The sequence below is a fragment of the Pseudomonas sp. genome (assembly GCF_048269965.1).
Taxonomy (GTDB): Bacteria; Pseudomonadota; Gammaproteobacteria; order Pseudomonadales; family Pseudomonadaceae; genus Aquipseudomonas.
The window spans coordinates 17,727-31,169 of sequence record NZ_JBLWTV010000036.1; the positions used below are offsets into that span (position 1 = coordinate 17,727).

The 13,443-nt window shown below is 63.4% G+C and carries 12 protein-coding genes, 2 tRNA genes and 1 pseudogene; all 15 read left to right on the plus strand.

Annotation, left to right across the window (positions count from 1 at the left end; translation table 11 throughout):
- Nucleotides 1-64 precede the first annotated feature (64 nt).
- A tRNA-Phe gene (locus ACN0X6_RS24020) sits at nt 65-140 on the plus strand.
- 247 nt (nt 141-387) lie between these two features.
- Nucleotides 388-1,161, plus strand: a complete 774-nt coding sequence (locus ACN0X6_RS24025; protein ID WP_160020143.1) for an ABC transporter ATP-binding protein — start codon at nt 388-390, stop codon at nt 1,159-1,161.
- 15 nt (nt 1,162-1,176) lie between these two features.
- Nucleotides 1,177-1,929, plus strand: coding sequence for an ABC transporter substrate-binding protein (locus ACN0X6_RS24030; protein WP_192985757.1), 753 nt, complete (start codon nt 1,177-1,179; stop codon nt 1,927-1,929).
- A 54-nt stretch (nt 1,930-1,983) separates the two neighbouring features.
- A complete protein-coding gene (locus ACN0X6_RS24035) occupies nt 1,984-2,679 on the plus strand; it encodes an ABC transporter permease (protein WP_417707802.1) in 696 nt (231 codons plus the stop codon).
- 77 nt (nt 2,680-2,756) lie between these two features.
- On the plus strand, nt 2,757-3,446 hold the full coding sequence (locus tag ACN0X6_RS24040; RefSeq protein ID WP_417707819.1) for an ABC transporter permease: 690 nt from the start codon (nt 2,757-2,759) through the stop codon (nt 3,444-3,446).
- 51 nt (nt 3,447-3,497) lie between these two features.
- A complete protein-coding gene (locus ACN0X6_RS24045; protein ID WP_417707804.1) occupies nt 3,498-4,712 on the plus strand; it encodes a methyltransferase in 1,215 nt (404 codons plus the stop codon).
- A 294-nt stretch (nt 4,713-5,006) separates the two neighbouring features.
- Nucleotides 5,007-5,082 (plus strand) — tRNA-Thr (locus ACN0X6_RS24050).
- A 133-nt stretch (nt 5,083-5,215) separates the two neighbouring features.
- Complete coding sequence (gene rfbB / locus ACN0X6_RS24055; RefSeq protein WP_417707806.1) at nt 5,216-6,277, plus strand: dTDP-glucose 4,6-dehydratase; 1,062 nt, start codon at nt 5,216-5,218, stop codon at nt 6,275-6,277.
- Nucleotides 6,278-6,364: 87 nt separating this feature from the next.
- Nucleotides 6,365-7,237 (plus strand): glucose-1-phosphate thymidylyltransferase RfbA, encoded by an 873-nt coding sequence (gene rfbA, locus ACN0X6_RS24060; RefSeq protein WP_417707808.1) that lies wholly within the window; start codon nt 6,365-6,367, stop codon nt 7,235-7,237.
- Complete coding sequence (rfbC, locus tag ACN0X6_RS24065) at nt 7,234-7,782, plus strand: dTDP-4-dehydrorhamnose 3,5-epimerase (RefSeq protein WP_417707810.1); 549 nt, start codon at nt 7,234-7,236, stop codon at nt 7,780-7,782. The genes rfbA and rfbC overlap by 4 nt, the downstream gene beginning before the upstream one ends.
- Nucleotides 7,779-8,642, plus strand: a complete 864-nt coding sequence (gene rfbD, locus ACN0X6_RS24070) for a dTDP-4-dehydrorhamnose reductase (RefSeq protein ID WP_417707812.1) — start codon at nt 7,779-7,781, stop codon at nt 8,640-8,642. Before rfbC ends, rfbD begins: the two co-directional genes overlap by 4 nt.
- Before the next feature lie 90 nt (nt 8,643-8,732).
- Complete coding sequence (locus tag ACN0X6_RS24075) at nt 8,733-10,547, plus strand: sensor histidine kinase (protein ID WP_417707814.1); 1,815 nt, start codon at nt 8,733-8,735, stop codon at nt 10,545-10,547.
- A complete protein-coding gene (locus ACN0X6_RS24080; protein ID WP_417707816.1) occupies nt 10,544-11,929 on the plus strand; it encodes a sigma-54-dependent transcriptional regulator in 1,386 nt (461 codons plus the stop codon). Before ACN0X6_RS24075 ends, ACN0X6_RS24080 begins: the two co-directional genes overlap by 4 nt.
- Before the next feature lie 309 nt (nt 11,930-12,238).
- A complete protein-coding gene (dctP, locus tag ACN0X6_RS24085) occupies nt 12,239-13,228 on the plus strand; it encodes a C4-dicarboxylate TRAP substrate-binding protein DctP (protein WP_417707818.1) in 990 nt (329 codons plus the stop codon).
- Between the two features lie 140 nt (nt 13,229-13,368).
- A pseudogene (locus tag ACN0X6_RS24090) lies at nt 13,369-13,443 on the plus strand (C4-dicarboxylate ABC transporter); the annotation flags it as partial.

Sequence of the window (13,443 nt, forward strand, 5' to 3'; positions counted from 1 at the left end):
TTAAATATTTTTCAAACCTGCGCTTGACACTGATCCTTCAAATCCGTCTAATAGCGCCCCGTTGGCCCAGGTAGCTCAGTTGGTAGAGCAGGGGATTGAAAATCCCCGTGTCGGCGGTTCGATTCCGTCCCTGGGCACCACTGACATACGACAAAGAGCCTCAGCCATGCGCTGGGGCTTTTTGCTTTCTGCCGCCGGCAATTTTCGTGTGCCATTGTTTCGCCTGCGCGACAAGCAACTGTAACCAGGCGACACCTGCAACCCGGCGACCCTCTATCGCCCAGCAAACGGCTTGGCGGTCACGGAAACGCTATGCTAGCTTGGCCGCCAGCCAGGACGGCCCGCCGTACGCCGGAGCGCATTCGAAGAAGAAGAGGACACCACCCCATGGCCGAGGCGACGCCCGCGCTGGAAATCCGCAACCTGCACAAGCGCTACGGCGATCTCGAAGTGCTCAAGGGTATTTCCCTGACCGCCAAAGACGGCGACGTCATTTCCATTCTCGGTTCTTCCGGCTCCGGCAAGTCCACCTTCCTGCGCTGCATCAATCTGCTGGAAAACCCGCACAAGGGTCAGATTTTCGTCGCTGGCGAGGAGCTCAAGCTCAAGGCCGCGAAGAACGGTGAGCTGGTTGCCGCCGACAACAGGCAGATCAATCGCCTGCGCAGCGAGATCGGTTTCGTCTTCCAGAATTTCAATCTGTGGCCGCACATGAGCGTGCTCGACAACATCATCGAGGCGCCGCGCCGCGTGCTTGGCCAGAGCAAGGCCGAAGCCATCGAGGTGGCCGAAGCGCTGCTGGCCAAGGTCGGTATCGCCGACAAACGTCACGTCTACCCCAACCAGCTTTCCGGCGGCCAGCAGCAACGCGCGGCCATCGCCCGCACCCTGGCCATGCAGCCGAAGGTGATCCTGTTCGACGAGCCGACTTCGGCGCTCGACCCGGAGATGGTACAAGAAGTGCTTAATGTGATTCGCGCGCTTGCCGACGAGGGTCGCACCATGCTGCTGGTGACCCATGAAATGAGTTTCGCTCGCCAGGTTTCCAGCGAGGTGGTGTTTCTCCACCAGGGCCTGGTCGAGGAACAGGGGCCACCCGCCCAGGTGTTTGACAACCCGAACTCGGCACGCTGTAAACAATTCATGTCCAGCAATCGCTAACACGGAGCAACATGCATGCAGAACTATAAGAAGATCCTGCTGGCCGCAGCCGCTACCCTGGCTTTCGGCACCAGCGCTGTCGCAGCTGACAAACTGAAACTCGGCACCGAAGGCGCCTACCCGCCCTTCAACCTGATCGACGCCAGTGGCAAGGTCACCGGCTTCGACGTGGAAATCGGCCAGGCGCTGTGCGCCAAGATGCAGGCCGAATGCGAAGTGGTCACCTCCGACTGGGATGGCATCATCCCGGCCCTGAACGCCAAGAAATTCGACTTCCTGATCGCGTCGATGTCGATCACCGAAGAGCGTCAGGCCGCGGTCGATTTCACCGAGCCGTACTACACCAACAAGCTGCAGTTCATCGCCCCTAAGACCAGCGACTTCAAGACCGATGCCGGCAGCCTCAAAGGCAAGGTGATCGGTGCGCAGCGCGCCACCATCGCCGGCACCTGGCTGGAAGACAACCTGGACAAGGTGGTCGACATCAAGCTGTACGACACCCAGGAAAACGCCTACCTCGACCTGGCTTCCGGCCGTCTCGATGGCGTGCTGGCCGACACCTTCGTCAACTGGGAATGGCTCAAGAGCGACGCCGGCAAGGACTTCGAGTTCAAGGGCGACCCGGTATTCGACAACGACAAGATCGGCATCGCCGTGCGCAAGGGCGACCCGCTGCGCGAGAAGCTGAACACCGCTCTGCAGGCCATCATCGAAGACGGCACCTACAAGCAGATCAACGACAAGTACTTCCCGTTCAGCATCTATTGATGACCTGAAGGCACTGCGCCGCCCATTGGGCGGCGCAGTTGCCCGAGCCCTCCGATGATTTTCGAACTCCACGGATTCGGCCCCGCCCTGGCCGCCGGCACCCTGATGACCATCCAACTGGCGCTGTCCGCGCTGGCTGTAGGTCTGGTGCTTGGCCTGCTCGGCGCGCTGGCCAAGACTTCGCCGTACAAGCCGCTGCAGTGGCTCGGCGGCAGCTATTCCACCCTCGTGCGCGGCGTGCCCGAACTGCTCTGGGTGCTGCTGATCTATTTCGGCACGGTTGGCCTGATGCGCAGCCTGGCCGACCTGCTCGGCGTCGAGAGCCTCGAACTCTCCGCCTTCGCTGCGGGCACCATCGCCCTCGGCCTGTGTTTCGGTGCCTACGCCACCGAGGTGTTCCGTGGCGCCATCCTGGCCATACCCAAGGGCCACCGCGAAGCCGGTCTGGCGCTCGGCATGTCCAAGGCGCGCATTCTCTGGAAGCTGATCCTGCCACAGATGTGGCGCATCGCCCTGCCCGGCCTGGGCAACCTGTTCATGATTCTGATGAAGGACACCGCGCTGGTGTCGGTGATCGGCCTGGAGGAAATCATGCGCCGCTCGCAGATTGCGGTGACCGCCAGCAAGGAGCCCTTCACCTTCTATATGGTCGCAGCCTTCATTTATCTGGGCCTGACCGTTCTCGCCATGATCGGCCTGTATTTCCTCGAGAAGCGCGCCAGTCGTGGCTTCGTCCGGAGCGCGTCATGAGAAAGAACGCTGCTATCGTCGCCTGGCTCGCAGCAGGCCTTCTCGTCGCTTACGCGCTTTGGTCGAGCCTTTCCAGTCTGAACTGGACCGTTATCATCAAGTGGCTGCCGCGCCTGTCCGAAGGCGCGCTGCTGACCCTGGAACTGGTGGCCATCGCGGTCGTCGCCGGCCTGATTCTCGCCTTGCCGATGGGCATCGCCCGCGCGTCCAAGCACTGGTACGTGCGCGCCCTGCCCTATGGCTACATCTTCTTCTTTCGCGGCACACCACTGCTGGTGCAGCTGTTTCTGGTCTACTACGGCCTGGCGCAATTCGACGCCGTGCGCCAGGGCCCACTCTGGCCCTACCTGCGCTCGCCGTACTGGTGCGCGATCATCACCATGACCCTGCACACCGCCGCCTATATCGCCGAAATCCTGCGCGGCGCCATTCAGGCCGTGCCGCCCGGTGAAGTGGAAGCAGCCCGCGCGCTGGGCATGTCGCGGGCCAATACCATGCTCTATATCGTCCTGCCGCGTGCAGCACGCATCGGTCTGCCGGCCTACAGCAACGAAGTGATCCTGATGCTCAAGGCCAGCGCGCTGGCCAGCACCGTGACGCTGCTGGAGCTGACCGGCATGGCGCGCACCATCATCGCCCGCACCTACCTGCCGGTGGAGATCTTCTTTGCCGCAGGCCTGTTCTACCTGGTCATTGCCTTCGTTCTGGTGCGCGCCTTCCGCCTGCTGGAACGCTGGCTGCGCGTCGACGCCTGCCAGGGTCGCTAAGCCAACCGGGTGGCCACTTGGCAGCCCGGTTCAACCCGACGCATGAGCGCCATGTCCGAGCCCTTCCTTACCTCTGGCGATCTGCTCGCCCGCTTCCAGGCCCTGGACAGCTTTCTTCTGCAGCATCAGGCGCTGTGGCGCCCACGGCCGTTCCATCACCTGCAACTGCCCTGGGAAGCAGAGCTGGCGGCACTCGCTACCTGGCTGCGCAGCCGCTCCCTGGAACAGGCTGAGGCCAGCGACAACAGCCCCTTCGCACTCTCTGCACCAGCGCCCTTTCCCGACCTGGCCCGCCAGGCGCAGGCGCTTAGTCAGTTGGGTGAGATTCCGAGCCTGGACAGTCCACCGCGCGCACACGCCTTGAGCGTCGATGTACCCGGCAGGAAGCTGGCGCAGATCCAGGCCTTTGCCCGTCACCTGCAGTTTCGCCAGCGCCCCACGCACTGGCTCGACTGGTGCTCCGGCAAGGGCCATCTCGGTCGCTGGCTGACTCGGGATGATCAACACCTGACCTGCCTGGAATACGATCCGACGCTGATCGAGTCCGGTAGCGCACTGAGCAAACGCCTTGGACTGGATGCCAAGCATGTACAGCAGGATGTGCTGGCCGATGACTGCAACGAACGCCTGACGAACGAACATACCCCGGTGGCCCTGCACGCCTGCGGCGACCTGCATGTACGCCTGCTGCAACTGGCCAGCCGCAACGGCTGCTCGCAACTGGCAGTCGCCCCCTGCTGCTACAACCGCATCGCCGGCATGCACTACCAGCCGCTGTCGGCAGCGGCGCAGGGCTCGGGCCTGCAACTATCCCGCGATGACCTCGGCCTGCCGCTGAGCGAAACCGTCACGGCTGGCGCCCGCGTGCGCAGACAGCGCAATCAGTCGATGGCCTGGCGACTGGCTTTCGATCTGCTGCAACGCCAGCTACGCGGCATCGATGACTACCTGCCAACGCCATCGCTGCCCAGCGACTGGTTCAGCAAACCCTTCGCCAGCTTCTGTCATGACCTCGCCGCGCTGCGCGATGTGCCGTCGCCCGGTGAGCAGGACTGGCACGCGCTGGAAGCGCGCGGCTGGCAACGCCTGGCCGAAGTGCGCAATCTTGAACTGCTGCGCAACCTGTTCCGCAGGCCATTGGAACTCTGGCTGCTGCTCGACCGCGCCCTGTATCTGCAGGAACAGGGCTACAAGGTGAAACTGGGGACCTTCTGCGATTACCAACTAAGCCCGCGCAACCTGCTACTGCTGGCCGAGCGCGCCTGAGTTGCGCACAGAAGCTGTGGATAACTCTGTTGATCCTTTCTGGGCAAATGCTGCAAAGCCACTTGGGAATTGCCTCGCAGACATCTGATCATTTTTCGAACAACCTTCGAAGTCTCAGTAAAAACAATGACTTGCGAAAAACTGTGAGCGAATGCACAGAGTCGGTGCGCAGCTATCGGATACGCCTTCTCTTTGTGCATAAGCCGAAAGCTGCTGATAGCCGAGCCCGGAAAAACCTGGCTCGAAGGTGGCTTTACTCAGGCTGACGAATGGATATAATGGCGGCCCTTCAGTGCCGGTATAGCTCAGCTGGTAGAGCAACTGACTTGTAATCAGTAGGTCCCGGGTTCGACTCCTGGTGCCGGCACCATCTAATATCAGGGCCTGCTTTCATGCAGGCCTTTTTTGTTTTTGCTTCTGCCCATATCCGTCGCTTGTTCATTGCACTTACCGCACTCGGCTCGTGGGTATGGCGAAAGGTTACATAGCGAGGTTATGAGCAGATGCGCATTCTTATTACCGGCGGTGCCGGCTTCATCGGTTCGGCTCTGATTCGCCATCTGATCCAAAGTACCGAGCATGAAGTACTCAACCTCGACAAGTTGACCTACGCCGGCAACCTGGAATCGCTCACCCCCGTCGATGGCAACCCGCGCTACCGCTTCGTCCAGGCGGATATCGCCGACAGCCCTGTGGTTGCGCAGACGCTGGCCGAGTTCCAGCCCGACGCCATCATGCACCTGGCCGCCGAGTCCCACGTCGACCGCTCCATCGATGGCCCAGCGGCCTTTATCCAGACCAATATCGTCGGCACCTACAGCCTGCTGGAAAGCACCCGCGCCTATTGGCTCGGCCTGAGCGCCGAGCGCAAGGCAGCCTTTCGCTTCCATCACATTTCCACCGACGAGGTATACGGCGACCTGCACGGCGTCGACGATCTCTTCACCGAAACCACGCCCTACGCGCCCAGCTCGCCTTACTCCGCGAGCAAGGCGGCGTCCGACCATCTGGTGCGCGCCTGGCAGCGCACCTATGGGTTGCCGGTGCTGATCACCAACTGCTCGAACAATTACGGCCCGTATCACTTCCCTGAAAAGCTGATCCCGCTGATGATCCTCAACGCGCTGGCGGGCAAACCGCTGCCGGTGTACGGCAACGGTCAGCAGGTACGCGACTGGCTGTACGTGGAAGATCACGCGCGCGCCCTGCTCAAGGTGGTCAGCGAAGGTCAGGTCGGTGAGACTTACAACATCGGCGGGCACAACGAGCAGAAGAATCTCGACGTGGTGCAAGCCATCTGCGCACTGCTGGAAGAGCTGGCACCGCAGAAGCCGGCTGGTATCGCACACTATGAAGACCTCATCACCTATGTGCAGGATCGCCCAGGCCACGACCTGCGCTACGCCATCGACGCCGGCAAGATCGAGCGCGAGCTGGGCTGGGTGCCGCAGGAAACGTTCGAAACCGGGCTGCGCAAGACCGTGCAGTGGTATCTGGACAATCTCGACTGGTGCCGCCGCGTGCAAGATGGCAGCTATCAGGGCCAGCGACTCGGCGCCCTCTAGCGTTCAAGACGTAGGGCGGGTGCAACCCGCCAGCCAGGCAGCGGCGGATTGCACCCGCCCTACGCATCGACAAGGAACACGGAAAACATGAAAGGCATCATCCTCGCCGGCGGCTCCGGCACTCGCTTGCACCCCATCACCCTCGGCGTGTCCAAGCAGTTGCTGCCGATCTATGACAAACCGATGATCTATTACCCGTTATCGGTGCTGATGCTGGCCGGCATTCGCGAGATTCTGATCATTTCCACCCCCGAAGATCTGCCCAACTTCCGCAAGATGCTTGGTGACGGCAGCCAGTTCGGCATCGAACTGCAGTATGCCGAGCAACCTTCTCCCGATGGCCTGGCGCAAGCCTTCCTGATCGGCGAGTCGTTCATCGGCCAGGACTCGGTGTGCCTGATCCTCGGCGACAACATTTTCCACGGCCAGCACTTCACCGAAAAACTGCTGCGCGCAGCAAACCATGAAAGTGGCGCCACGGTCTTCGGCTACTGGGTCAGCGATCCCGAGCGTTTTGGCGTGGTCGAATTCGATGCTGCCGGCAACGCACTGTCGATCGAGGAAAAGCCGGCACAACCGAAGTCCAGCTTTGCCGTGACCGGCCTGTATTTCTACGATAACGACGTGGTGCAGATCGCCAAGGCGGTCAAGCCCTCACCGCGTGGCGAGCTGGAAATCACCGACGTGAACAACGCCTACCTGGCCCGTGGCGACCTGCGCGTGGAGCGCTTCGGCCGTGGCTTCGCCTGGCTCGACACCGGCACCCACGACAGCCTGCTCGATGCCTCGCACTATGTGCAGACCGTGGAAAAGCGCCAGGGTCTGAAGGTCGCCTGCCTCGAAGAGATCGCCTATCAGCAGGGCTGGATCGACCGCAACCAACTGCTCGCGTGCGCCAGGGCGCTGGGCAAGACCGGCTACGGCCAGTACCTGTACAAGCTTGCCGAGGAACTCCCATGAAGGTGATTACCACTGCATTGCCGCAAGTGCTGATTCTCGAACCCCAGGTATTCGGTGACGAACGTGGCTTCTTTTACGAGAGCTTCAACGCACGGCGCTTTGCCGAGGCCACCGGCGTAACCCGCGAATTCGTCCAGGACAACCATTCGCGCTCCGCGCGTGGCGTGCTGCGCGGCCTGCACTATCAACTGCAGCAGGCCCAGGGCAAGCTGGTGCGCGTCAGTGCTGGCGAGGTCTATGACGTCGCGGTCGACGTACGTCGCAGCTCGGCGAATTTCGGCAAGTGGGTCGGCGTGCATCTCTCCGCCGAAAACAAGCGCCAGCTGTGGGTACCGGAAGGTTTCGCCCACGGTTTCCTAGTACTCAGCGAATACGCCGAGTTCCTCTACAAGACCACCGACTACTACGCCCCGGCCCACGAGCGTTGCATCCGCTGGGACGACCCACAGCTGGCCATCGACTGGCCGCTCGAAGGCCTGACGCCGCAACTCTCGGCCAAGGACCAGCAGGGCCTGAGCCTCGACGAGGCCGAGACCTTCGCATGAAGATTCTTGTCAGCGGCCATACCGGCCAGGTCGCCCGCGAACTGCAACTGGCCCTGCGCAAGCACGAACTGGTCAGCCTCGGCCGCCAGACATTCGACCTGTCGCGCCCGGGCAGTCTGCGCGAAACCATCCTGCGCGAACGTCCAGCGCTGGTGATCAATGCCGCCGCCTACACTGCCGTTGACCAGGCCGAGCAGGAGCGAGCGCTGGCCTTCGCCGTCAATGCCGAGGCGCCGGCCGCCATGGCCGACGCCTGCTTCGAACTCGACATCCCGTTGATCCACTACTCCACCGACTACGTCTTCGACGGCAGCAAGGCCACACCCTACCGTGAAGCCGATACGCCACATCCGCTGGGCGTCTACGGTGCCAGCAAGGCGGCCGGCGAACAGGCGCTGCGCATCAGCGGCTGCGATCACCTGATCCTGCGCACCAGCTGGGTCTACTCGCAACACGGGCGCAACTTCCTGCTGACCATGCAGCGCCTGCTGCAGGAGCGAGAGGCGCTCAGCGTGGTCGACGACCAGATCGGCGCGCCGACCTGGGCCGGCAGCATCGCCAGCGCCACCGCCGAGCTGATCGACAAGTGGCAGCAGGGGCGTCATCACTGGGGCACCTACCACCTGACCTGCCAGGGCGAGACCAGTTGGTTCGGCTTCGCCAGCGCCATCGCCGAGCGCCTGCGTGCGGCCGGCAAGCCCTGCGCCAGGCTTCGTCCCATCCCCAGCAGCGAGTACCCGACACCGGCGCAGCGCCCACTCAATTCGCGCCTGGATGGCGAGCGCCTGGAGCAGGACTGGCAGGTTCGCCTGCCGGACTGGCGCACGGCACTGGACGCCTGCCTGCAGCGCATGAACTGAAGGCCCGGCGTTTCATCCGCGCGGCCGGTGCCCATCACCGACCGCGCGCTTAACGTGCATAATGCGCCGATCTTTTCTGCCCGGTTTGCCATGAGCACGAACACTGCCACTCCCCGTCGTCTGCGCTGGCGCAGCCTCGTGCTGCTGGCGTTGCTGCTTGCGCCACTGCTGTGGCCCGTTCACTTCCTGGCCGAGCGCTACTACCGCGAAGTGCTGATCGAGCAGAACCGGCAAACCCTCGATCTGTATGTCGCCAACCTGCTCGGTACGCTGCGTCGTTATGAGGTACTGCCGCAGATTCTTGGCGACCTTCCAGGCCTGCGCGCCGCCCTGCATGCACCTGATGACCCCGCCGCGCTGGACAACGCCAACCGCCTGCTGGCCCGCGTGAAAAGCCAGACCGGCGCTGACGTCATCTATCTGATGAACCCGCGCGGCGTCACCCTGGCCGCCTCCAACTGGGACAAACCCGACAGCTTCGTCGCCGGCAACTTCGCCTTCCGTCCCTATTTTCGTGAAGCGCTGGCCGGGCGCCTGGGGCGTTTCTTCGGCCTGGGTACAACGTCCGGCAAGCGCGGTTATTACTTCGCCTACCCGGTGCGCGAGGACGAGCACAACATCGGCGCGCTGGTGGTCAAGGTCGATCTCGACCACACCGAAACGCTCTGGGGCAACACACCGGAACAGCTGCTGGTCACCGATACCAACGGCGTGGTCATCCTCACCTCGCGCCCGGACTGGCGCTTTCACGCCAGCCGTCCACTGGACCGCGTCGAGCAATCGGCCATCGCCGCCAACCAGCCCTATCCGACCCAGGCGCCGCCCCTGCTCGATCTCGATCCCAACGCCTGGCTGACACAAAGCCGCGCTCTGGAAGAGACCGGCTGGACCGTGAGCATTCTCGCCCCACGCATACTGCTCGACCGCCCCGTGCGCAGTGCCGTGGCCGTGGGCGCGGCCGCCCTGCTGGCACTGCTGCTGCTGCTTGGCCTGTTGATATTGCGTCGCCGTCACTACCTCGAACGCATCGCTCTCGACGCCCGCGCCAAGGCCGAACTGGAGCAGCGCGTCGCCGAACGGACGCAGGATCTGGAGTTGCTCAACAGCCGCCTCAAGCAGGAAGTGCTCGAGCGTGAACAGGCCCAACAGGAACTGGTGCGTGCTCAGGATGAGCTGGTCCAGGCCGGTAAACTCTCGGCACTCGGCACCATGAGCGCCAGCATCAGCCACGAACTCAACCAGCCGCTGGGCGCGATCCGTAGCTATGCGGAGAACGCCAGTACCCTGCTCGATCATCAGCGCACCGACGATGCGCGCGCCAACCTTAGGTTGATCAGCGAACTGACCGAGCGCATGGCCTCGATCATCGCCCACCTGCGCGCCTTCGCCCGTCGTGATCGTCATGCACCGGAACGGGTTGCCCTGCAGCCGGCGCTGGACGATGCGCTGGCGCTGCTAGCCAAACGCCGCCGGGCCATGGATGTGGAGCTGATCCGCGACCTGCCGGACGCCACCCTCTGGGTCCAGGCCGGTGAAACGCGGCTGCGCCAGGTGCTCGGCAATCTGCTCGGCAATGCACTCGATGCGTTGGTCGCTAGAGCGCCGCAACGGCGCATCTGGATCAGCGTCGAGCATCAGGCCGACTACCTGCACCTGCTGCTGCGCGACAATGGCCCGGGCTTCTCGCCCGAATCACTGGCGCGCGCGCGCGAACCCTTCTTCACCACCAAGACCAGCGCCCAGGGCCTGGGGCTGGGCCTGGCCATCTGCGATAGTCTGGTGCGCGCGCTGGACGGCGAACTGCTGCTGGCCAATCATCCGGCCGGCGGTGCGCTGATCACCCTGCGCCTGCGCCTGGCCACCCCCGGCGTCAACCTGCAACCCTCAGAGGACCCTTCGCCATGACCAGCGACAGCGCCATCGACAGCCGCATTCAGGTACTGCTGATCGACGACGACGCCCATCTGCGCCAGGCACTCAGCCAGACGCTCGACCTGGCCGGGCTCAAGGTCATGAGCCTGGGCGATGCGCAGGGCCTGGCCACGCGCATTCCCGTTGGCTGGCCCGGGGTGGTGGTCAGCGATATCCGCATGCCCGGTATCGATGGCCTGCAACTGCTGCAGCAATTGCGCGAGCGCGATGCCGAACTGCCCGTGCTGCTGATCACCGGTCACGGTGACGTGCCGCTGGCCGTGCAGGCGATGCGCGCCGGCGCCTATGACTTCCTGGAAAAACCCTTCGCCAATGACGACCTGCTCGACAGCGTGCGCCGCGCGCTGGAGCTGCGTCGCCTGGTGCTGGACAACCGCAGCCTGCGCATGGCACTGACCGACCGCCAGCAGCTGGCCAGCCGCCTGGTTGGCCAATCGCCTGCCATGCAACGCCTGCGCGAACAGATCGGCGCCCTTGCCAGCATCGCCACCGATGTGCTGATTCTCGGCGAGACCGGCGCCGGCAAGGAGGTGGTCGCACGCGCCCTGCACGATCTGTCCAACCGCCGCGAAGGCCCCTTCGTCGCCATCAACGCCGGCGCACTGGCCGAATCGGTGGTGGAAAGCGAGCTGTTCGGCCATGAGGCCGGTGCCTTTACCGGCGCGCAGAAACGGCGGATCGGCAAGTTCGAGTTCGCCAACGGAGGCACCCTGTTCCTCGACGAGATCGAGAGCATGAGCATGGACGTGCAGGTCAAGCTGCTGCGCCTGCTGCAGGAGCGCGTGGTCGAGCGACTCGGTGGTAATCAGCTGATCCCGCTGGATATCCGCATCATCGCCGCGACCAAGGAAGATCTGCGCCAGGCTGCCGATGCCGGGCGCTTCCGCGCCGACCTCTACTACCGCCTCAACGTCGCGCCACTGTCCATCCCGCCGCTGCGCGAGCGCGGCGAGGACGCCCTGCTGCTGTTCCAGCATTTCGCCGATGGGGCGGCCGCCCGCCATGCGCTGGCGCCGCGCGAGCTGCAGCCAGGCCAGCGCGCGCTGTTGCTGCGTCATCCCTGGCCAGGCAACGTGCGCGAACTGCAGAACGCTGCCGAGCGCTTCGCGCTGGGCCTGGAACTGGCGCTCGACAGCAATGCGCCGAACCTGCCACCGGTCAACGGCGGGCTCAGCGAGCAGGTCGAAGCGTTCGAACGCGCCCTGATCGCCGCCGAGCTGAGCCGCCCGCACGGCTCGCTACGCAGCCTGGCCGAAGCCCTGGGCGTGCCGCGCAAGACCCTGCACGACAAGCTGCGCAAACATGGGCTGAATTTCTCCGGCGCTGGCGGAAGCTCGCCAGAGGACTTCGACTGACTGGCGGCAAACCGCCAGATCAGGACGTACCGACAGGCCGGGGAGCGCTGCGCAAGCGGCAGAGCCGCGATTGGCCAGACGCCATCAAGACCTCTGGCCAAGGGCTTTTGCGCACTTGTCATGCGCATGCCACAGAGGTCTGGCACAAGGGTTGCTCTGGATTTGCCCCAAGCGAACCCACAAGTACAAGTCCAGGCCTCGCTAATGCCTTCGGCGTTTTTCTCCAAGCCGCCTAGACTTGCTCTTGTCCGTTCGTCAGCTGCGCCCCTCGGCGCAAATGCGATAAACACAACAAGAGGAAGCATCCGCATGTTCAAACTGACTGCCAAGGCGCTGGCTTGCGCCCTGTCCCTGTCCATCGCTGGCGTGGTTCACGCTGCCGACCCGATCGTCATCAAGTTCTCCCACGTGGTTGCCGAGCACACCCCGAAAGGTCAGGGTGCCGTTCTGTTCAAGCAACTGGCTGAAGAGCGTCTGGGCGACAAGGTCAAGGTCGAGGTCTACCCGAACTCCTCGCTGTTCGGTGACGGCAAGGAAATGGAAGCGCTGCTGCTCGGCGACGTCCAGATCATCGCCCCGTCCCTGGCCAAGTTCGAGCAATACACCAAGCAGCTGCAGGTATTCGACCTGCCGTTCCTGTTCGACGACATGGCTGCGGTCGATCGCTTCCAGAAAGGTCCGGAAGGCCAGAAACTGCTGACCTCCATGACCGACAAGGGCATCACCGGCCTGGCCTACTGGCACAACGGCCTGAAGCAGCTGTCGGCCAACAAGGCGCTGCTGGAGCCGAAAGATGCCCGTGGCCTGAAGTTCCGCGTACAGGCTTCTGCCGTACTGGAAGAGCAGTTCAAGGCCGTGCGCGCCAACCCGCGCAAGATGAGCTTCGCCGAGGTGTACCAGGGCCTGCAGACCGGTGTGGTCAACGGTGCCGAGAACCCGTACTCGAACATCTACAGCCAGAAGATGCACGAAGTGCAGAAGTACATCACCGAGTCCAACCATGGCCTGCTGGACTACATGCTGATCACCAACACCAAGTTCTGGGAAGGTCTGCCGGCTGACGTACGCGACGAGCTGAACAAGATCATCGCCGAGGTCACCGTCGAGGTGAACAAGCAGGCTGACGCCCTCAACGAAGGCGACAAGCAGCGCATCGTCGAAGCAGGCACCACCGAGATCCTGACCCTGACTCCTGAGCAGCGCGGCCAATGGCGCGATGCCATGCAGCCGGTATGGAAGAAGTTCGAAGGTGAGATCGGCGCTGACCTGATCAAGGCCGCACAAGCTGCCAACCAGTAATAAGGCCGGAGAGCCGTAGGGTGGGCAGAGCGTCGATGCTCTGACCCACCACGACGCCCGCGACGGGCGTCGATCAATGCTGCAACCGGTGGGCCGGCTACCGTCCCACCCTACGCCCTTTCCATTCGGGAGAACCGACCATGAACGCCTTGCGGCGCGTCTGGGAGCACTTCGAGGAAGGCTTCATCGCTTTCCTCCTGGCGGCCATGACGCTG

Excerpts from the sequence above, each read along its gene's own strand:
- ACN0X6_RS24025 (WP_160020143.1), top strand. The coding sequence starts at position 388 with ATGGCCGAGGCGACGCCCGCGCTGGAAATCCGCAACCTGCACAAGCGC.
- ACN0X6_RS24030 (WP_192985757.1), top strand. The coding sequence starts at position 1,177 with ATGCAGAACTATAAGAAGATCCTGCTGGCCGCAGCCGCTACCCTGGCT.
- ACN0X6_RS24035 (WP_417707802.1), top strand. The coding sequence starts at position 1,984 with ATGATTTTCGAACTCCACGGATTCGGCCCCGCCCTGGCCGCCGGCACC.
- ACN0X6_RS24045 (WP_417707804.1), top strand. The coding sequence starts at position 3,498 with ATGTCCGAGCCCTTCCTTACCTCTGGCGATCTGCTCGCCCGCTTCCAG.
- rfbB (WP_417707806.1), top strand. The coding sequence starts at position 5,216 with ATGCGCATTCTTATTACCGGCGGTGCCGGCTTCATCGGTTCGGCTCTG.
- rfbA (WP_417707808.1), top strand. The coding sequence starts at position 6,365 with ATGAAAGGCATCATCCTCGCCGGCGGCTCCGGCACTCGCTTGCACCCC.
- rfbC (WP_417707810.1), top strand. The coding sequence starts at position 7,234 with ATGAAGGTGATTACCACTGCATTGCCGCAAGTGCTGATTCTCGAACCC.
- rfbD (WP_417707812.1), top strand. The coding sequence starts at position 7,779 with ATGAAGATTCTTGTCAGCGGCCATACCGGCCAGGTCGCCCGCGAACTG.
- ACN0X6_RS24075 (WP_417707814.1), top strand. The coding sequence starts at position 8,733 with ATGAGCACGAACACTGCCACTCCCCGTCGTCTGCGCTGGCGCAGCCTC.
- ACN0X6_RS24080 (WP_417707816.1), top strand. The coding sequence starts at position 10,544 with ATGACCAGCGACAGCGCCATCGACAGCCGCATTCAGGTACTGCTGATC.
- dctP (WP_417707818.1), top strand. The coding sequence starts at position 12,239 with ATGTTCAAACTGACTGCCAAGGCGCTGGCTTGCGCCCTGTCCCTGTCC.